This is a genomic window from Chroococcidiopsis sp. SAG 2025 (genome assembly GCF_032860985.1).
GTDB lineage: Bacteria > Cyanobacteriota > Cyanobacteriia > Cyanobacteriales > Chroococcidiopsidaceae > Chroococcidiopsis.
Window position 1 is genome coordinate 3,415,515 of sequence record NZ_JAOCNC010000001.1, and the last position, 20,528, is coordinate 3,436,042.

A 20,528-nucleotide genomic window follows, 5' to 3' on the forward strand; every position below is an offset into this window, starting at 1 on the left:
TGAATAGTTTAGCTAGAAAAGCCACTATTTATTCATGCTCGATCGCAAAGGGTATTTAAATAGTGCGATCGAAGATTTTTGATTAGAAAGTCTAACTGAAAACTTATTTTTATAATTTAGTCCTTCAGTTATTTTTCTGATTTACGTTAATTGCTGGTTGACGAGGACGAATATCCAATCCCTGCACGCCTAGATCTAGACGAAAAATACCTCCTTGACCTGCTTCTGTTTCAACACCACCAGTAACAAAAAGACTTGTTAAATTCGCTCCACCAAAAGCACAATTACTAGTAGTTAGATTCCCACTTGCATATCGACGAATTAACTGACCGTTTGAGTTCAGTACTTCTACATGGCGCGTACCATAGTGAGCTATATAGAGATTTCCCGCAGCATCCAAGCATAAACCATCAGGCTTATTATCGATTTCTCCTGCTTGTTTGACAGGTAAAGCAAATACTTTTTTCTTCTCTAGCTTTCCCGGCGCTAGCACATTGTAGACAGCTACTAAATTTTTATTACTTTCACTGACAAAAAGACGCTGACGATCTGGGGTGAGGACAATTCCATTTGCAAAGGCAAGTCCACTAGTTACCTGGTTGAGTTTACCTGTGGCATCGACATAGTAGACTGCACCATTGGGATTTTGAGGATTTGAGTCGCCAGAGTCAGTGAAATAAAAACCTCCTTGCGGATCGACAGTGATGTCATTGGGATATACTAATGGTTTGCCGTTAAACCGATCGGCAATTATTTTTACGGGATTGCCATTAGCATCCAACTGTAGCACCGAATTTTTGGCAGCAATAATATGAGAGCCATCGGGCAGAATTTTGTGTCCGTTAGCTCCTTGAACCTTAGCCCAAATTCGACTGGAGCCATCGGGCGATACAACCGTAATCGTTCCTGCTTTAGTTTGGGAAAAATAGAGATTGCCTTGACGATCGAAAACAATTCCCTCACTATATTTGTCACTTTGCAGGACTTTTTCTGGTGAGATAGTATGCGCTGCTGGTAATGTTTCTTGTGAGGTAGTTACTACAGCTCGATCGGAAACAAGTTTCACCTGCTCGGACACAGTAGATGGAGTGTCTAGCTTGGTATGACTACAAGAAACCAACACTGTAGAGCTAAACAAAAGTGCAATTATTTTCCGCATAGTAAAAAACCTATGTAAGATGTACCTGTTTGTGTCATAAACCTCGCTCCGCTCTACAAATTCCGTTATGCTCCATCTAAATGCGATGAGAGCGAGGGTAAGAACACGATCGCCTCTTTTGGCGATCGAATACATAGCGATTTACTGTTCGTGATAGTTCCACAGCAGCCCACCGTCAACAAAAAAGGTGGAACCAGTAATGTAGTCAGCATCAGATGAAGCTAGAAAAGCAACCACAGGTGCAATATCTTCTGGTTTACCCAAACGCCCTAAAGGAATGTTTTGTAACAACGCTCCCAGCTTTTGAGGGTCATTTAAGAGATTAGTATTGATTGGAGTCTCAATTGCTCCAGGGGCTACATTGTTAATTGTAATTCCCAGCGAACCTAGTTCGACTGCCAAATTTCGCGCGATCATCTTCAACCCACCCTTACTGGCACAGTACGGCGTGAAATGCGGAAAAGGCAGTTCTTCATGCACGGAACTAATATTGATAATTTTGCCTTTGCGTTTAGTTTCAATCAAATGTTGCACGATCGCCTGTGTAGCGAAGAATGCACCTTTCAAGTTAACATTCTAGCACTGCATCATAATTAGCTTCGGTAATGTCCCAGAAATCAGCGTTCTTACCATCAACTCCAGCATTATTCACCAAAATATCCAGTTGACCAAAATATTGAATGCTTTCAGCGACTAGCCTGCGAACATCACTAACTACTCCCAAGTCTGCCTGAATGATATAACCTTTGCGTCCAGTTGCTTCTACTTGTTTCAACGTAGCTTCTGCGCCTTCTGGATGAGAGCGATAGTCAATGACAACATTTGCTCCTTCCTTGGCAAGGCGGACGGCGATCGCGCTGCCAATCCCCTGACTGCTACCAGTCACAAGTGCAACTTTACCTTCAAGTTTCATAACTTTCTCCTAGTTGTCCGAAAAACATCAACTTTAGTGGGGCTGCAATAACCGCAGTTGGCATGGTGACAGGGAATTTCTGATGCGTGAAAAAGCTTGCTACAGTAAGATTTTCCAGTACCAATAATCCCCTGTCGGTACAGAAGTGCAGCTAAAGCAGCCCCAAGAGGTGGAGCAATCCAGTAAATCCATTGATCCTGCCAAATCGAAATCAGGGCAGCTGGAGCAAAAGAGCGGGCTGGATTCAGACTAGTGCCAGTCAGTGGCGATTCGGTAGATACCAGAAAAGCAACTAGCGCCCCGGCGATCGCACCAGTCCAGGGCATAATAGACGAGTTGACTGAGATTAAAATTGTCAACATCAGTAAAAATGTAATGCCAACCTCAATTCCAAAACCCATGACTGGTGATATTCCTTTCCCCAACAGAGTCGCACCCAGATGAACGCTGCGAGCAAAGTCAGACCACAGTATGAGTACTAAGGCAGTACCAATCAAAGCGCCAATAACCTGCATGAAGGCGTATGCTAAAGCATCGCGGGTAGAGATTTTTTTCATCAGCCAGAAGCCCAAAGTGACTGAGGGATTGAGATGTCCGCCAGAACGTTTGCCCAATGGCGAGTAAGCGATCGCCGTTCCTCCCCCAGCAAAACATAAAGCTGTGAGACATAAGCGCACGTTAGGGTTGGGGATTAACTTAACGATTGGAGATTCTGGGCTAAAATTCCAGCAAACCCAAGACAGACCGTTGAAGATCATTAAGATTGTGCCTACCAATTCTGCGACGTAAGCAGGGATAGCACTGGGTCTGCTACTGGCAATCCTACGTTTCATCTCAGGTTCCTCAACTCATTAAGTTATAGATTGGGCAATGCTGTCACGAACAGGGTGTGGGGTGTGGGGGAGCCAGTGCGGTCTTGGGGGTTTCCCCATGAGCAACTGGCGTTGTGGGGTGTGGGGTGTGGCGATCGCGATATTCTCCACACTGTTGAATCAGTTTGGCGACTAATCCCGTCCAGCCAGTTTGATGACTAGCACCAATTCCCGCACCGATATCGCCATGAAAGTATTCACGAAACAAAATTAGGTCGTGCCAGTGAGGATCGGTTTGGAACTTCTCGATACCGCCGTAGACGGGTCGTTTGTGAGACGAATCTTCCAGAAAAATTCGGACTAGTCTTTGGGACAATTCAAATGCAACTTCCCAAAGTGTCATCATGCGACCAGAGCCAGTAGGACACTCTACTCTAAAGTCATCTCCAAAGTAGTGATGGAACTTTTGGAGCGACTCAATAATTAAGTAGTTGACGGGAAACCAAACCGGACCGCGCCAGTTAGAATTTCCGCCAAACATACTAGTGCTAGATTCTGCTGGCTCGTAGTCCACGCGATACTGATATCCATTGGTTTCAAAGACGTAGGGATGAGACTCATGAAATTTGGAAACTGCACGAATGCCGTAGGGGCTTAAAAATTCGCTTTCATCCAAAATTCTGTTGAGAATGCGCTGGAGTTTTTCACGATAGGCGATCGCCAACAGTCTTCTTGCCCCTACTCCGGGTGATTCCATGCAAGCAACATTTTGTCGTAGATCTGGGCGATTTCTAATAAACCATTCCATCCGTCGTTTGAAACCGGGGAGGCGCTGCAACATTTCTGGTTCCAAAGTTTGAACGGCAAATAGTGGAATGAGTCCTACCATCGAACGTACCTTTAAGGGCAACCGATCGCCATTAGGCAGGTGCAATGCATCATAATAAAATCCATCAACTTCATCCCAAAGGGATATTTCCGTTTTACCAATGCCATCTATTGCATCAGCAATGTAGAGAAAATGTTCAAAAAATTTGCTGGCAATATCTTCATAGGTAGAGTCTACTTTTGCTAGTTCCAGAGCGATCGCCAGCATGTTCAGGCAATACATCCCCATCCAGCTCGTGCCATCTGCTTGATTAATACGTCCACCCGTAGGTAGTTCGGCGCTTCTGTCAAAGACACCAATATTATCTAATCCTAAGAAGCCACCTTGAAAGACGTTATTGCCTTCAGCATCTTTCCGATTCACCCACCAAGTAAAATTCAGTAGTAATTTTTGAAACACCCGCTCTAGAAAATTCGTGTCAGCACGACCGTACATTTTACGTTCAATCTGATACACGCGCATGGTAGCCCAAGCGTGAACGGGTGGATTCACATCACTAAAAGCCCATTCATAAGCTGGTAACTGACCATTAGGGTGCATGTACCATTCCCGCGTCAAGCGACTCAATTGACGCTTAGCAAAGTCTGGGTCGATCGCCGCCAGTGGAATCACGTGAAAAGCCAAATCCCAAGCGGCAAACCAAGGATATTCCCACTTATCTGGCATTGAAAGAATGTCATCGTTAAATAGATGAATCCACTCACGGTTTCTGCCATGCCGTCGTTCGTCTGGTGGCGGATTTTGAGGATCGCCGTTCAGCCACTCATGGACTACATAGTAATAATACTGCTTGCTCCATAACATACCTGCGAACGCCTGTCGTTGGACGTTGCGTTCATCTTCTGAAATGGAGAATGGACAAATTCGATGATAGAATTCATCTGCTTCCGAAAGCCGAGCTTGCAAAATTTTGTCAAATTGAGCTTCAAATGGCTGAATTAAACTCGACGAATCGCTTAGGCGTAGCCGCACAATTTTGGTTTCACCTGCTCCAATTGACAATGCGTAATGAGCCGCACTCTTAGTGCCAATCTGATTTGGGTTGACTGCTGCTTTTCGATCTTCTACTATGTAATCGTTGATTCCATCTTTAACGTAGGGAGAAGTATTGCTGGTTCCAAATAATTTCTCAAAGTTGGTTTCATTATTTGTAAATAGCAACTCTGTTTCCCCTTCACAATACAGCCATCTATTTCCTAGCGTTGGATGGATAGCTTCAATAATACCGAGATTGGAATCGGATTTAACGACTTTCAGAATTGGTTGTTCTTGAGAAGAATTCCAAGACCAAGTATTCCGAAACCAGAGTGTAGGCAGTAGATGTAACGTTTTTGCTTCCGCTCCTCGGTTAACGATACTGACTTGAATCAGAATATCTTCCGGTGAATCCTTAGCATATTCGACGAAAACATCAAAGTAGCGATCGCCTGCAAATATGCCCGTGTCGAGCAGTTCATACTCTAAATCCTGACGACTTCGACGTTGATTTTCCTCAACGAGTCGATCGTAAGGAAAAGCCTGTTGAGGATATTTGTACAGGCATTTCATGTAGGAGTGCGTGGGGGTGTTATCCAAATAAAAATAATATTCTTTGACATCTTCCCCATGATTGCCTTGATTTCCCGTTAGACCAAACATTCTCTCTTTGAGAATTGCATCTTCTCCGTTCCACAGGGCGATCGCAAAACAAAGGCGTTGATGGTTGTCAGAAATCCCAGCAATTCCATCTTCTCCCCAGCGGTAAGCGCGAGAACGGGCGCGATCGTGAGGAAAGTAATCCCAGGCTTCCCCAGTCGCACTATAGTCTTCCCGCACGGTTCCCCACTGTCGTTCGCTCAAATAGGGTCCCCAACGTTGCCAGTGAGCAGTGCGATCGCGAACTTGTTGCAATCTTGCTTCTTCTCGGGTCATATCTTTCCTGCCTCAATACTAGAGCTAATATTCATTGGCTAGCGATGACAATCTAGACGGCAACTACCGAATGCAAATCGGCTACACAAAATCTTCAGCAATGATGGTTTCTATATTGCGTTCTGCTAAAGCCGCAATAGTAAAGGAAGGATTTGTGATAGCTGTATAGCCAGGAATCATGGCTCCATCCATGACATAAAGACGTTTATACCCAGCGACGCGCCCGTAGCGATCGCAGGCTTTTCCTAGTGTTGCTCCTCCTAGAGGATGCCCAGAGATAGAATTTATAAATTCTGATGTAGGCTGACTGGTAGAGGTCGTATTTTTCTCGTCAAGGATTTGAGCAGTTAACTTGACAGCATCTAATTGAGCATTGTCTTGAGTCCAGTTCAAGCGGACAGAATCAGTAGATGCGTTATATGTAAATGTCCCTGTTTGTCGAGGTATACCTAAAGCGAGTAACTGTAGCGTACCATCAGATGCATTTGCATCTGGAATATCCTCAAGAACAGTTGCACCAAGGGGGTTATCTAGGTGTTCCAGAACTACACATGCCGGTCCTCCCTTACCAGATACAGACGGAGATAAGTTGCTACGAGTTACAATCGCATCTCCATTACCTCCCCAATGTTTACCAACTTCATCGTTTAATTTTGGTAATAAGCCCGTTGCTTTAGACCTAACTAAAAGCTTGGAAGTTCCAATAGAACCAGCTGCTAAAAATAAATAGCGGCAAGTAAAAGACTTCTGAGCGACGACTGCTCCTGATGTGTCAATTTGAGTACATAAAACTCTGTATCCATATTCAGGTACTTCAGTAATATCTGTAACTAGATGTAAAGTTAAAACATCTAATAATCCAGTTTGCTCTGCCTGAAATAGGTAGTTGCGATCCAGGCTATTTTTAGCCCCACTGTTAATGCCGTACCAATGATTACCTATAATTGCAGAAGGTGTCTTTGTTCCTTCTATTTCTTGGCGAATTATATTCCAATCTACTGCAAGATTATATGGATATGTAGGAAACCCCGCTCTGTTTCCTTGTTCGATTAATAACCTAGCGCGATCGTAGTAAGGACTTGCCAAAATATCATCAGGAATGATGGCAGGTTGTAGAATCGAGCGCACGCGCGGATAATAAACTGCATCCAATTCATCATAGTCCACAACATCAGGAGAAAAAATACCGCTGAAGATTTCGCGCCTGGGTTGATAAGTAATTGCGTTATAAACTAACGATCCACCTCCAAAGCCAGCCCCATGCAAGATATTAATTCCATTTTCTTGAGAAAAGTCTAGCACTCCTGTAAACGGATCGACGGGAACTCCATTCCATGTCGTATTACTTAACCAGGCAGCTCGACCATCTATTTGTTGAAAAGTAGCAAAAGTATTTCCATCATCTCTGATAGGCCAGCGGATTCCTCGCTCTATCATCAATGTTCTAATCCCAGCTTGTGTCAAACGCAGAGCCGTAATCGCTCCGCCAAAACCGCTACCAAGGACTAGAGCTTCTACGGCTTCATCGGGAACATTTCGATCTTGGGCGCTCGCGCGATAAATGCTGGCTAGCGGACTTAGGGCAGCACCAGCAGAAATAAGTGCAGTAGTTTGCAGAAAGCGACGACGGCTGCGAAACCTATTCTTCATATTTTCTCAATTTATGACGATCGAGTTGTAAGATTTCTAAGCAAAGCGGCTAGCGATCTCAAAGTTAACAATTTCTGTTTTGAGGAAAGTAACAACGCTGACTAGACTTTCAATCCATGTATTTTCTATAACTACCAACATCAATTTTTTAACTCGTTCAAAGATATATAGCCTTTGCTTTTGTTTGTCGAGGTATTTTTTTACCTAAACACACTGAAAATCCCAAACTCATCCGAAGTATATTTATCAATTTTTTTTAGAGAAGAGACAAAAATTAGAATTAAGTTTGCATTATTTTGATTTTAACGCTCAATAATTTTTTTAACATTTCCTTAAGATTGTGAAACGGAATCCTTTATAGCTATTTTTAGATAGATGAGATTAGAAGTTGGAATACATAAATTTTAATTTCATGAAATAATTGTTTTTCTCCTAAGTACAGGACAAAAATTGTAGAACATTCAAGAAATCATTCATTTTCTGCTCTAAATTGAGAACAATATTTCGGATATGGTCGAAACCAAGCGCGAAAGATGCTTTTGGCTTTGCGTCCGTGTTTTTTGATGCTGATTGCCCGTTGTTGAGCTAACCATTGCCCCGTGCAAAATGCCCAGCACAGGGCAATGGTTAGCAAGGCTATCATCCGACTAAGTCGTTCTGGGTCTTGAAGGTGAGTTGACTCTAAACAAAACCCACGGGTTTTCAAACAGCCGAACAGGGTCTCAATTGCCCACCGTTTAGCGTAATCAGTAATGGCACGACGAGGACGATGGTTCGTCACAACAATCAGAAATTTTCCATCTTCGAGTCGCAATGCGGCGACGTAAACCCAGTGTCCCCAAACAGTAGCGACGATGACGCAAGACTTGATGCTGTCCGGGTTTCAGGTTGCTGAAGACCACTTTGGCTTTGAGCGATTGCTGGAGATTGTCGAGTTTGTCACTTTCACGAATGCGAATGCGAAACTCTACCATTCCTTGCTCCAACAAATACTCAAACCAATCAGTTCCAAGAAACTCTCGGTCAGCCGTTAAATCGTCTACTTCAGCCGTGGGAAACACCTCAAAAAACTCCTCCAATAATTCAATCCGCTCCGAAGTATTAGAGTTACCTTTTTGATCCAGCATCCACCACAGCAGTGGAAAAGCCACGCCATTATGGACGACCCCTAGCATCAGAATATTGTGGCAAACATCGCCAAACTCCCAAGTCGTTCGGTCGATAGACAAAACCCACGGTTGAGGGATGTCCATCAGATGAACGACAAATTGGGCAATGGCGTAATAATTCAACTCAAACTCACCAAAGAACCGTTGCAAGCGTTTGTAGTTCGATTCCAATTTAGCTTTGCCGATGAATCCCGTCGCCAGTTGGGTCAAATTCACCGTCTTGACTCGAAACAAAGCGATTAGGAACAGTGCCAGAAAAGCCACTCGTGCTCCATGCCAACCCAAGTGGGGCTGCAATGTTTTTTGGATTAGAGTAACCTGATTCATAGGGTTTCATGTGTTAAATGTGGTAATTTTCATGAAATCCTTTTCTGTCAACCATTTGCAAGCTTTTGTCCTGTACTGAGGTTTTTCTCAAACAAACAAAACTCAAAATTTTTGGAATAATTCAAACAACATCAGGTTGATTTAGCTAATTATCTAAAAACATTAAATCAGATTATTGAAAACTACAAGCGCTTTCTAAAATGTTTCGCACTCTATATTAGTTCTATTAAGTTATTAATCTCGTCAGCAAATGGTTCTAAAAAAGTAGTTTGTATAACGTTAAGACCTCGATACCGAGTAGCTCCTAAAGAATGCAAACCAGCTCCGAAAGTTCAACCATTGTGTTCTTACTTCTTGTTACATAAGCTTTTCAGTATCAAACATCGGCTAAAACTCAATAGTCTATTGCACAACGCTTAAGTAGCGTGCCAAAATGCCGAAGCTTCAGCAAGCAAGCGATCGCAACTGAATAATCGAGAAAAAAGCTATACCCGCCCATCCATTTTTTTCTTGCTATACAGCTAACAAAAACTTCAAACTAATCTGATGAAGTGAGTTCAAATGAATACTGCTTTAGAGGCAGCTTGGGCAAATTTCTAGGTTTTTACTGAGCCTTCAATTGCTGAGCATAATCAGCAAATGTCGTAAAAAAATAGTCAGGAAGAGTAATGATTCTAACTACAGCTACACAGCAAGTTGAGCTAGCGAAGACTAAATACCAATTGGAGCCAGGATGCCAACATCCCTTGGGTGCAACGCCAAATTCTGAAGGAGTCAATTTTGCAATCTTTTCAGAACATGCCACCTCTGTAGAGCTTTTGTTATTTGATAATCATGACGATCTTGAACCTGCACAGATTATTCAATTAGATCCAAGGATAAATAAAACCTTTCACTTTTGGCATGTCTATGTTAGAGGATTGAAACCATGCACGTACTATGCTTATCGGGTGAGTGGACCTCAGGACAGACAAGCAGGACATCGCTTTGACGGGAATAAGGTATTGCTCGATCCATATGCAAAGGGAAATACCAATGTGCTTTGGAGTCGCGTCGATGCTTTAGGGACAAAAGATAACATAGCTACCTCAATGCGTAGCGTAGTCGTTGATATATCGGACTATGACTGGCAAGGCGATCGCCCGCTCAACCGACCCATGAGTGAGACGATCGTTTATGAGCTTCATGTCGCAGGATTTACTAAGTCCCCTTCTTCAGGCTGTCAACACTGCGGTACTTTCTCTGGAATTGTCGAGAAGATTCCGGCGTTGCTGAATAGAGATATGAACTATTGAGGAACTGGAACATTCCAGAATTTGAGATAGTGCAGTAACAATCGAATTGAATATTTCAGCATTTCTTCTGATTTGGAGTAGCACAGTGTCTTTCGATGCAGCCGAGCCAGATAGTGCCTCAGTCTTGTATTTTCGGACTCAACTCTGGTCATATAAGTCTTACTGACAATTTGATCGCCGTCTGGAATAAAACCTGGATAAACACTCCAACCATCCGTAACATAAAAGTAGCACCGCCATTGGGCAACGATCGCCCATAGCGGGGCAAAGGTTTCAGCACTATGGTCGCCCAACGCCCAACCTAAAATCCCTGAAGTGAAGTGATCTACTGCTGTCCACAGCCAGATTTTGTTTTTTTTGCACCGACGAAGGTTTCTAGTTCATCTAGTTCACCGACTTGGGGGACTGTTTCTGGGGCATCAGCATCAGGCAGATTGTTACCTACTTGCTTGAGCCAGTGAATGATTGTCGTATGATGAACACCTTTAACTCGTTCAATTCCTCGAAAACCGATGCCATTCACATACATTTTCAAGCATTCCCGTTTGACTTCATCGCTGTAACCTCTGCATGTTTCATAGTGTTCAATGAATTGTCGCCCACAATCAACACAAATGTGGTTCTGTTTACCTCGCTTGATGCCATTCTTCCGAATATGAGTTGATTGGCACTCTGGACATTGCATCGCAACTTACCTCAATTCATACCTCTATTATGCAATGCCAAGATTCCTTATCTAAAAGAGTTGGGGATCACGGCTGTTGAACTGATGCCAATTTTTGACTTTGATGAAAAAAATATTTTTCGAGAGGTTGACGGTAAGCCACTAAGAGACTATTGAGGATACAATCCACATAGCTACTTTGCACCTGAAGGTTCATATTGTACCTCACCAGAAATAGGGAGCCAGATCCGAGAGTTTCGAGATCTGGTTAAGGCACTGCACAAAGCAGGGATTGAGGTGATCTTGGATGTAGTCTTTAACCACACGGACGAGGGCAACCATGACGGTCCTACGATTAACTTTAAAGGACTTGACAATAGCATTTACTATCACCTAGTACCGTTCAACAAGTATTACTACATGGACTATTCCGGGTGCGGAAATACTGTTAACTGTAACCATCCTATGGTGGAAAAGTTAATTGTAGATTGCCTGGAATTCTGGGTGAAGGAAATGCACGTTGATGGTTTCCGATTTGACGAAGGTTCTATCCTCGCCAGAGGTCAAGATGGAGTACCTTTAATTCATCCACCAGTCATATGGCACATTGAAACATCTGAAATCTTAGCCGATACCAAAATTATTGCAGAAGCATGGGATGCTGCTGGGCTTTATCAAATTGGCTACTTTCCTGGCTATCGATGGGCAGAATGGAATGGACGCTACCGGGATGACATTCGCCGCTTTGTCAAAGGAGATTCAGGACTAGCAGGAGCTGCTGCTTGGCGAATTGCTGGTAGTGCCGATCTCTATCAAGCCAGTGGACATTTACCAATTAATAGCGTTAATTTCATCACTTGCCATGATGGGTTCACTCTCAATGATTTAGTTTCTTACAACAATAAACACAATGAAGCTAATGGCGAAGGTAATCGCGATGGCATTAATGATAACTTGAGCTGGAATTGTGGTGTTGAAGGGGAAACTGAAGATCGAGAAATTGATGCATTGCGTCGGCGACAAATTAAAAACTTCGCAGCTATTCTTCTACTGTCGCAGGGCGTACCAATGATTGTGGCTGGCGATGAAGTCAGGCGTACTCAACAAGGTAATAATAATGCTTACTGTCAAGATAGCGATATTAGTTGGTTTGACTGGAGTTTGGTAGAGAAGAATGCTGATATATTCAGGTTCTTTAAGCTGGTGATCGAGTTTCGTAAATGCTATTGTCAATCTGCTTTACGCCGTTCCCAGTTCTTCAGTGGCGATGTCAATGAGCGTGGTTTAGCAGATATGTCTTGGCACGGCACAAAGTTGTTCAATCCAGGATGGTACGATCCTCATTCTAGAGTTCTTGCCTTGACTTTAGGTGGTTTTGAAGAAGAAGCAGATATTCATATCATGTTCAATATGTACTGGGATGCTTTAGAATTTGAAACTCCCTCAATTCAGGGTAGGAATTGGTACAAAGTCATTGATACTGCGGAACCTTCCCCGATCGACATCATGGAGCCAGGGAAAGAAATCTTGGTTTCAGGCAATGTTTGCCCTGTCAAAGAGCGTAGTGTCGTCGTTCTCATTTCTAAATAGTTAGTAAAACATCAATTTCCCTCAATGGAGCTATTCAATGAGTAATACGGGTTTTTCATTTTCGGACTCGATCGCAGGATACGTAACTGAATTCGACTTAAGCAAAAGTACATTTGGTCTTAAAACTTCTGATGGTAGACATTTTGAGGTAGCATTAACCTCGACAACCTATGCAGAAATGGTACGCAATCTAGGAGAACCTTACTATGACTGTACTAGCCAAATGCAGTCAATGCTTGTCCTCAATCGCTATCTTTTTGCCTACGGCATCTTCTATCCTGAAGCAGATCGGAATAAGTTTGAAGCCAAACACGTTGTCTTTCTGGGTCGGACAGAAAACGAGTATCTGTTTGAAAGACCGGACTGGTGGGTAAAACAGATCCGAAATCTTGCCAATTTTTATCTGAAGGCACAGTTTGAAGATGGTGAAATCGACTATCGTAAATATCGTACTGGAATCGGTTTAGTGGGTTTCAAAGAAGATTCCAACCGTCAGGAAACTGATACCATCTCTCGCCTAGTTTACGGTTTCGCCACAGCATACATGATGATTGGTGACGATCGCTACCTAGAAGCGGCGGAAAAAGGTACTGAATATCTGCGCGAACACATGCGTTTTCTCGATGAAGGCGAAGAAATCTGCTACTGGTATCATGGTGTTGATGTGAAGCCAGATGGTAGCGAACAGAAAATATTTGCCTCAGAATTTGGGGATGATTATGATGCGCTGCCAGCATACGAGCAAATTTATGCCTTGGCTGGTCCCACCCAGACTTATCGGGTGACAGGCGACCCACGCATCATGAACGACATTGAATTAACTGTCAATTTATTTAACCGCTATCTCCTAGACAAAACAGACAAAGGCGGCTTTTTCTCTCACATCGATCCCATTACCCTCAGCCCTTATGCCGAGACTTTAGGGAGAAACCGCGCTAAAAAGAACTGGAATTCAGTTGGCGATCATGCTCCAGCCTATTTGAGCAACCTTTGGTTAGCAACTGGCGAAGACAAATACGCCGACTTCCTTGAGTATACGTTTGACACCATTGAGAAACGTTTCCCAGATTTCGACAATAGCCCATTTGTGCAAGAGCGTTTCTATGAAGATTGGAGTCACGACACGACGTGGGGTTGGCAGCAGAACCGAGCAGTGGTGGGTCATAACCTCAAAATTGCTTGGAATCTGATGCGCATGAACCACTTAAAACCAAAAGAAAGGTAACTCAGATCTTGCAGCATTCTCGATAAGCAAGAATGGGTAAAGGTTTGAGGATAATTTCAAAATCGAATTGTGCAGCAATGTCAGCATTGACTCGGATGAACCGCAGCAATTGTAACCACAGAACCGAGGGAAACAGTACAGTTAATGCCAAATCACTGGCAGCTTTCCAATCCAGGACAGGAGGTAGTGACCATTGGTCAATCCAATGCGCCAATAGATAGGCAATTAGCGCTCTTGATGAGCCAGCGATAGACACCAAGTTTCGTAGTTTGCCCAAAGCGATGCAGCCCAAAACGATGTTTGCTCGTTTTGAAAAAGCCCTCAATGCAAGAGCGCTTACGTCCTAGCCGCACCAGATAAATGCCAGAGTAAGGATGGGTAGAAACGACAAAGCGCAGTTCTCGCTTGCCTTCGGCTCGTTTGAGCCAGAACCAGGACACCGTCAGTGGCTGTGTGTCTCCCGCTAAATACACCTGTTGTCCACGGTTGGCATGGCGATACAGTTGCTTTAGATGACGACCGTCCTGCATTTTGCGATTGCAGCGCATCCCCACGACTGCTCGCCACGACTGCTTTCGCACTGCTTTGAGAAACTCTACGGTGCCAAACTCCGTATCTGCCTGTACAATGACCACCCTGCCCTGACTCAACTGGGTTGGAACCGTTGCCAACAACTTGCAGGCTAATTGTACTGGGCGCTTGATAGCCTTTGCCCCGCCAGACCCGAAAGCTCCAAGGCACTCGCCACTCACCCACCACCAGGTACAATACTACTAAATGTAATCCCCGCTTACCGTTAAGTATTCTCACCCAGGGGTCAGGTGCCTTGGGGTCATTCGTCGGCGTACTCAACTGCAAAAACTTGCCGCACTTTTCGAATGTCGTTAGATCGATCAACACTCGCAAAGGAGTGCTTGGATGAGGGGGATGAGCGGTCACTTGCTGCAACACCATTTGACGAGTCGTGCGAATCACGCTACGAGTAGACCAATTGTAGTGATTCAAAAATCGACTCAATGAAGAAGCGGATTTCACCTGGGTGTGCTGGGGTAAAGGATATCCTTGAGCTTCAAGAAACAGCCCGAACAGGGCGTTTAGACTGGCTTTCTGGTATGTGCTAGGCATTAAGCAAAGAAGGCTATAGACTAGCCCTTGGGCGTATTCGACGATGGTTTCCATAATCGTCAACTCAAATTATTCCTACGCCCTTTCTTCCAGATTTTGGCTCTTTTGGCAACCCTTTATTGAGAATGGTGCAAGATCTCAGGTATACCACTCTAGCCGAAGAAATTGCCGAAATTATGCCAGATGTTGGTAGCGATCGCCAACGTGGAGGCTGGTATGATGTCGTAGAGCGCAGTTTGGAACCAGGACAAGAAGTACACCGCTTCGTCTGGCACGATCGCAAGGCTTGGTGGCAACAAGAGCAAGCTATTTTAGCTTACTTAATCCTAGCTGGTTCCCTTGGTAATACTGAGTATCGACGTTTAGCACGGGAGTCAGCAGCTTTCTATAATGCTTGGTTCCTCGATAATCAGTCTGGTGGTGTCTACTTTAATGTCTTGGCAAACGGAATTCCGTATCTAATGGGGACTGAACGTGGCAAAGGCAGCCATTCAATGAGCGGCTACCACTCGTTCGAGTTAGCTTACTTGGCTGCGGTCTACACGAATCTGCTGATTACGAAACAGCCAATGGACTTATACTTTAAGCCCAGACCAGGAGCATTCAAAGACAATATCCTGCGCGTTGCACCGGATATTTTGCCACCAGGTAGCGTGCGAATTGGTGAAGTGTGGATTGACGATCGATCGTATACTGATTTTGATGCCGACAATCTGACTGTCAAACTGCCTGATACTCGCGATCGAGTGAGAGTCAGAGTCAGAATTCTGCCGATTCAGGTTTTCTTTGATGCCGCTTTACTGGAAGTCGCTGATGGCACTGCCAAGATTTCATTAACTGGCTTACTAAATGCAGATGCAATACAAATTTTGGAAGCAGAGTTAGAAAAGATACAAACACAGCCACTCAAGCGCCTCGTCTTTCTGTTACAAGACCTAAAATGTATCTCTAGTGCTGGACTGCGTTTCCTAATTTTCACCAAGCAAAAGCTAGGTTCTGAGGTTGAAATTCATGTAGTTGGCGCGCAGGAAAATGTGAAGAATTACCTCAAGATGAGTTCATTCTGTCAAGGCATTACTTTGTCCGATCGGTATGATGTTACTGAAACAGCCAATGCGTATTTGGTTCCCTAAAAATAACTGTCCATTTGTATAACAAACATCTCTGACACCAAATGATTTCTGAGTTAGTGCTTAGTTTTTGGTGAAAAAGATTTTGCAGGTGTTGCCCTGCCTGTTGCCATACCAATACTTTTAGACTGGGTGGGAACATTTGACCGAGCGGGGACACTTGCATCGAAAATTTCGCTGCTGGTCGTAACGCGACTAGGTTATGAAGGAGTAACTGTGGCTAATCCTGTTCTGTTAACTTTAGACGACGATCCAGGAGTTTTGCGAGTGATCGAGCGCGATCTCCGACGCGAGTATGGTAGCCGATTCCGAGTCATGCGATCTGAATCGGGTTTAACAGCTCTGAAGGCACTGCAACAAGTTAAGTTACGCAGGGAAATGGTGGCACTATTCTTGGTAGATCAGCGGATGCCAGAGATCGCAGGGGTAGAGTTTCTCGAACAGGCGATGGAACTTTTTCCAGATGCAAAGCGGGTCTTGCTAACTGCATATGCGGATACCGATGCTGCGATCCGCGCCATCAACACAGCAAAGATTGATTACTACCTTCTCAAGCCATGGGACCCGCCACATGAAAAACTATATCCCGTGCTGGACGATTTACTAGATGATTGGATTTCGTCCTGTCGTCCGCCCTTTGAAGGTTTGCGAATTGTTGATTCGCGTTGGTCGCCCCATCTGCATCAAATCAAAGGTTTTTTGGCTCGCAACCACGTGCCTTATCAATGGCTGGACATTGAGGTAGAAGAAGAGGCACGCCAATGGGCTAACTACAGCGAATCTGGTGCTGCAAATTTACCACTGGTATTATTTCCTGATGGTTCTCACTTAATACAACCGACAAATACGCAAATTGCCCAGAAACTCGGATTGCGAACTCATGCCCAAATGCCATTCTACGACTTAGCGATCGTCGGCGCTGGTCCAGCTGGTCTAGCAGCAGCAGTCTACGGAGCGTCTGAGGGATTGCGAACCGTGTTAATTGAAAAAGAAGCCCCAGGCGGGCAAGCAGGAACGAGTTCTCGGATTGAGAACTACTTGGGCTTTCCCGTTGGACTGAGTGGAGCGGATCTAGCCCGACGTGCAGTAACTCAAGCCAAACGGTTCGGCGTGGAGATTCTCTCGCCGCAAGAGGTGTCTGGTGTTCGAGTCGCCGATCCCTATCGTATTTTGACACTGAGCGATGGCACAGAGGTTTGCTGCCATGCAATGCTTATTGCTACTGGGATCTCGTATCGCAGACTTGATATACCTGGGATCGACAATCTGATCGGAGCTGGCGTATATACTGGGGCAGCAATGACTGAAGCACTCTCTTGCTTAAATCAAGAGATTTACATCGTTGGCGGGGCTAACTCAGCCGGACAAGCAGCGGTCTATCTTGCTAAATACGCTAGCCGTGTGAGAATGCTGGTGCGCGGTGATTCTCTCGCTAAAAGCATGTCCCAATATTTAATAGACCAAATTTCAGCAACAGAGAACATTGAAGTTAGGGTACACTCTAGCATCGTCCAGGTTCATTGTGAAAACTGTTTGGAGGCAATTACGATTGCTGATGCCCAGACAGGCGAAAAGCAATCTGTTCCTACAAACTTACTCTTTGTCATGATTGGTGCTAAACCGCGTACAGATTGGTTAGATGGCATCGTGGCAAGAGACGAACAAGGTTTTATCTTGACCGGAGCAAGTTTAAACCGTAATGGACGCTGCATCAAAGGATGGACGCTCGATCGCGAGCCTTTTCTGCTCGAAAGTAGCGTACCTGGCATTTTTGTGGCTGGAGATGTGCGTCACGGTTCGGTGAAGCGCATTGCTTCAGGGGTGGGAGAAGGTTCGATTGCCGTTCAGTTCATTCATCAATACCTGAGTAAGATGTAATTATGCTTGATGCCTTAAGACAAACATCGCTCTTTGCAGAACTCACAGACGAGCAATTGCAATGGTTAGCCGAACACGGTAGCCTGATTCAGCTAGCCACTGGAGAGTATCTAGCACTTGAAGGAGAGCCGCCGAAAAATTTCTACGTGCTTGTAGAAGGCGAAATACAACTGACAAAAAAAGTTGGTGGCATAGAAAGGCATATGATGACCTTTGGACCAGGAACGTATACAGGTCACGAGTTAATTTTATTAGATATGCCTTACTTTGCTAGCGGACGGGCTACAAAAGCTAGTCGCGTATTGAAATGGGACACACATGCTTTCTGGCAAATGCTAACCAGATGTCCTTCGATTACACGCGATCTGCTGGTCATAACAGCCCAGCGGACGCAAATCTTGGAAACAACATCACGACACCACGAAAAGCTGCTCGCACTAGGTACTATGGCAGCTGGTCTTGCCCACGAACTTAATAATCCAGCAGCAGCGGTCAGTCGAGGTGCGAAGCACATGCACGAATTATTCCAAGAATTGCTCTTACTGGCACTCAGTCTGAATCAACAGCAGATGACAAGCACGCAAATGGCTTTTCTAGCAAATATTCTGCAAGACGCGATCGCGCGTGCCGCAACACCACTACAATTAGATCCGCTCGTGCAGAGCGATCGAGAGGATGAGATCGCCATCTGGCTTGAGGCAAACGACGTTGAAGATAGCTGGAATCTCGCCCCTACCCTGGCAGTGGCAGGACTGGATACAGAATGGCTGAATGTTGTCATGGAACATGTGCCTACTCAATCCTTAGGTAAAGTACTGACCTGGATCGAGGCAACGCTGACTGGACTGGGGTTATTAGACGAAATTGAGCAGAGCGCAGGACGCATTTCCGAGCTAGTTAAAGCAGTCAAAGAGTATTCCTATATGGATCGAGCGCCAATGCAAGATTTAGACGTACACCAGGGAATTGAAAGTACGTTGATTATGCTAGGTCACAAACTTAAGGGCGGTGTAGCTGTGTCGCGCGAGTACGATCGCAGCCTGCCTACTATTTGCGCCTATGGAAGTGAGTTGAACCAAGTTTGGACTAACTTGATCGACAATGCGATCGATGCAATGGACGGACGCGGACAAATCTGGATTCGTACAGCGCGAGACAACAATGATTTGCTCGTAGAGATTGCTGACAACGGTCCAGGCATTCCGCCAGACATTCAAGAGCGTATCTTCGAGCCATTTTTTACTACCAAGGGTGTGGGTCAAGGAACTGGCTTAGGTTTGGTTATTAGCTATCGAATTATAGAGAAACACACAGGCGACATCCGCTTTCATTCTGAGCCAGGAAACACTTGCTTTCACGTTCGCCTGCCGATCGCTCCGTGTCAAGTGCGAAATCGTCAGGAAAACTCAAGTATTCAACTTCCAAGTACTCAACTTTCATCGATCTTAGTGAGTGGCGAGTTATGCTAAAAAGTTAGCCGCGCAGTAATTGTGTATGCATGGCTACTTTCGATACAGTTAATGCTATTGTCTTTTCACTTGAATGTTGATATATCAAAAATTTGAGTGCATATTTGGTTAATCTTTAGTTGGCTCATCATACCCAATTCCCAATTTCTCTCTAGAAAGTTCTAACTCTCGCCAAATTACTTTAATTCGACGACAAGCTTCTTCTGTAGAAATTTTGCCATTAGTTTGCAAGCTAACAATATAACCAATTTTTTGAGCAAACTCTTGTAAATTGGCATTGAATACTAAATATTCTGGTGTGAATTTACCCCGATAGCGGTGACGGGGATGTAAAAACGCATCTTTGTCAGCCATGTCTATTCGTTTGCTTTTTCTGAGCTACGGATAGAGTATTCTATTATAAAACTTGATGAATCTACTACTAGGAGTAAATTACACTAACACGCTTTTATTACTATTGAAAAACTCATTCAATTTGTATAAATAGTACAATAATCTTTGTGACAAAGTTACATTTAGCCAACGTTTTAGTAGGAGTAATGCGATTTGTACGGTTATGAAAATTGAAATTTGACTCGGGAACGATGTCAAAAAGTTTGTCTGCCAACTTGCCGACCAAGGTTACTCTCACATCCAAATTGCGCCAGCACAAAAGTCTAATTCCAGTCAAAAATGGTGAGCGCGATATCAACTCGTAGACTACGACGTTATCGCAGGCAAAGGTTCCCCAGAAGATTTGCGCTAGCTAATCGCTCAAGCTCATAAATGTCAGGATACAAGCAGCATTTACCTTTGGTGGAGATTTGCGATCGCTACGAGTGCCAACATCTGTAGATGATTCGCGTAGCGTCACCTTTGGCAGAAACCACGATACGATTCAAGAGATTAATTCTAGTGCGATTAACCCCTACAATAACCCTTCTGACTCCTACCTAGCAACAGCATACATACTAGCTAGAGAAAGTGGCACTCCCTTAATACTCAACTGGGATAACGCTGATGTTTCATACATAAGAACTGGCGTGAAGTTCCGTCAAATTATGCGCCAACGGGGGAAGGCAGGTGGCAACATCAAAGAAAATGTTTTAGCTGCCATCAATAGCTGGACTATCTTGTTGATGGAGCGATGAGTCGAACGCCGCCACAATGGGAAAAAATTTGTCACTCGTTGGAGAACGCAGAATCGAGGTGGCATGGAAGTACAGGGGCGTGATGCCCTTTACTTCATTCGCGAACCTTGGCAACAGTGTCAGACAGGCAGATAGTTTGTAATTCTTTACGCGATCGAAGCAACCGCAGAACCGAGCGCGTCCCGAGCGGTT

Annotated in this window: 11 protein-coding genes and 6 pseudogenes; 7 read left to right on the forward strand and 10 right to left on the reverse strand. The window is 44.4% G+C overall.

Annotated elements, in window-relative coordinates:
- Positions 1-124 precede the first annotated feature (124 nt).
- The 6 genes and pseudogenes from N4J56_RS16560 to N4J56_RS16590 all read right to left on the reverse strand — a co-directional run bounded on the left by N4J56_RS16560 (position 125) and on the right by N4J56_RS16590 (position 8,830).
- Complete coding sequence (locus N4J56_RS16560; protein WP_317107427.1) at positions 125-1,159, reverse strand: SMP-30/gluconolactonase/LRE family protein; 1,035 nt, start codon at positions 1,157-1,159, stop codon at positions 125-127.
- Between the two features lie 141 nt (positions 1,160-1,300).
- Positions 1,301-2,072: pseudogene (locus tag N4J56_RS41075) on the reverse strand (glucose 1-dehydrogenase).
- Positions 2,069-2,905, reverse strand: a complete 837-nt coding sequence (locus N4J56_RS16575; protein WP_317107430.1) for an MIP/aquaporin family protein — start codon at positions 2,903-2,905, stop codon at positions 2,069-2,071. Before N4J56_RS16575 ends, N4J56_RS41075 begins: the two are co-directional and overlap by 4 nt.
- A 43-nt stretch (positions 2,906-2,948) precedes the next feature.
- On the reverse strand, positions 2,949-5,684 hold the full coding sequence (locus tag N4J56_RS16580) for an MGH1-like glycoside hydrolase domain-containing protein (protein WP_317107431.1): 2,736 nt from the start codon (positions 5,682-5,684) through the stop codon (positions 2,949-2,951).
- Positions 5,685-5,765: 81 nt separating this feature from the next.
- Positions 5,766-7,334: a GMC oxidoreductase gene (locus N4J56_RS16585; protein WP_317107432.1), complete on the reverse strand. Its 1,569-nt coding sequence runs from the start codon at positions 7,332-7,334 to the stop codon at positions 5,766-5,768.
- A gap of 432 nt (positions 7,335-7,766) precedes the next feature.
- Positions 7,767-8,830, reverse strand: a pseudogene (locus N4J56_RS16590) (IS4 family transposase).
- Positions 8,831-9,498: 668 nt separating this feature from the next.
- Here N4J56_RS16590 and N4J56_RS16595 point away from each other — a divergent pair.
- A pseudogene (locus N4J56_RS16595) lies at positions 9,499-10,101 on the forward strand (glycogen debranching enzyme); the annotation flags it as partial.
- A 17-nt stretch (positions 10,102-10,118) separates the two neighbouring features.
- On the opposite strand, the pseudogene N4J56_RS16600 reads toward N4J56_RS16595, so the two are convergent.
- A pseudogene (locus tag N4J56_RS16600) lies at positions 10,119-10,810 on the reverse strand (IS1 family transposase).
- 39 nt (positions 10,811-10,849) lie between these two features.
- Here N4J56_RS16600 and N4J56_RS16605 point away from each other — a divergent pair.
- Together N4J56_RS16605 and N4J56_RS16610 are read left to right on the forward strand one after the other, a co-directional pair.
- Positions 10,850-12,379: pseudogene (locus N4J56_RS16605) on the forward strand (glycogen debranching protein); the annotation flags it as partial.
- Between the two features lie 37 nt (positions 12,380-12,416).
- Positions 12,417-13,601: pseudogene (locus N4J56_RS16610) on the forward strand (AGE family epimerase/isomerase); the annotation flags it as partial.
- Positions 13,602-13,605: 4 nt separating this feature from the next.
- Here the strand turns inward: N4J56_RS16610 and N4J56_RS16615 are convergent.
- Positions 13,606-13,755: a hypothetical protein gene (locus N4J56_RS16615; protein ID WP_317106469.1), complete on the reverse strand. Its 150-nt coding sequence runs from the start codon at positions 13,753-13,755 to the stop codon at positions 13,606-13,608.
- Between the two features lie 46 nt (positions 13,756-13,801).
- Entirely contained in the window at positions 13,802-14,275 is a 474-nt protein-coding gene (locus N4J56_RS16620; RefSeq protein ID WP_317106468.1) for a transposase, read from the reverse strand.
- A gap of 579 nt (positions 14,276-14,854) precedes the next feature.
- Here N4J56_RS16620 and N4J56_RS16625 point away from each other — a divergent pair.
- The 3 genes from N4J56_RS16625 (at position 14,855) to N4J56_RS16635 (ending at position 19,206) form a co-directional block, all read left to right on the forward strand.
- On the forward strand, positions 14,855-15,862 hold the full coding sequence (locus tag N4J56_RS16625; protein WP_317107435.1) for an STAS domain-containing protein: 1,008 nt from the start codon (positions 14,855-14,857) through the stop codon (positions 15,860-15,862).
- Positions 15,863-16,075: 213 nt separating this feature from the next.
- A complete protein-coding gene (locus N4J56_RS16630) occupies positions 16,076-17,737 on the forward strand; it encodes an FAD-dependent oxidoreductase (RefSeq protein ID WP_317107436.1) in 1,662 nt (553 codons plus the stop codon).
- A gap of 2 nt (positions 17,738-17,739) precedes the next feature.
- Positions 17,740-19,206 (forward strand): sensor histidine kinase, encoded by a 1,467-nt coding sequence (locus tag N4J56_RS16635; RefSeq protein ID WP_317107437.1) that lies wholly within the window; start codon positions 17,740-17,742, stop codon positions 19,204-19,206.
- A 108-nt stretch (positions 19,207-19,314) separates the two neighbouring features.
- On the opposite strand, the gene N4J56_RS16640 is transcribed toward N4J56_RS16635, so the two are convergent.
- Positions 19,315-19,560, reverse strand: coding sequence for a hypothetical protein (locus N4J56_RS16640; RefSeq protein ID WP_317107438.1), 246 nt, complete (start codon positions 19,558-19,560; stop codon positions 19,315-19,317).
- 464 nt (positions 19,561-20,024) lie between these two features.
- Here N4J56_RS16640 and N4J56_RS16645 point away from each other — a divergent pair, with 464 nt between their 5' ends.
- Positions 20,025-20,336 (forward strand): hypothetical protein, encoded by a 312-nt coding sequence (locus N4J56_RS16645; protein ID WP_317107439.1) that lies wholly within the window; start codon positions 20,025-20,027, stop codon positions 20,334-20,336.
- The last annotated feature ends 192 nt before the right edge of the window (positions 20,337-20,528 follow it).

Coding starts and splice junctions, on each gene's coding strand:
- N4J56_RS16560 (WP_317107427.1), bottom strand. CDS start 1,159: ATGCGGAAAATAATTGCACTTTTGTTTAGCTCTACAGTGTTGGTTTCT.
- N4J56_RS16575 (WP_317107430.1), bottom strand. CDS start 2,905: ATGAAACGTAGGATTGCCAGTAGCAGACCCAGTGCTATCCCTGCTTAC.
- N4J56_RS16580 (WP_317107431.1), bottom strand. CDS start 5,684: ATGACCCGAGAAGAAGCAAGATTGCAACAAGTTCGCGATCGCACTGCT.
- N4J56_RS16585 (WP_317107432.1), bottom strand. CDS start 7,334: ATGAAGAATAGGTTTCGCAGCCGTCGTCGCTTTCTGCAAACTACTGCA.
- N4J56_RS16625 (WP_317107435.1), top strand. CDS start 14,855: ATGGTGCAAGATCTCAGGTATACCACTCTAGCCGAAGAAATTGCCGAA.
- N4J56_RS16635 (WP_317107437.1), top strand. CDS start 17,740: ATGCTTGATGCCTTAAGACAAACATCGCTCTTTGCAGAACTCACAGAC.
- N4J56_RS16640 (WP_317107438.1), bottom strand. CDS start 19,560: ATGGCTGACAAAGATGCGTTTTTACATCCCCGTCACCGCTATCGGGGT.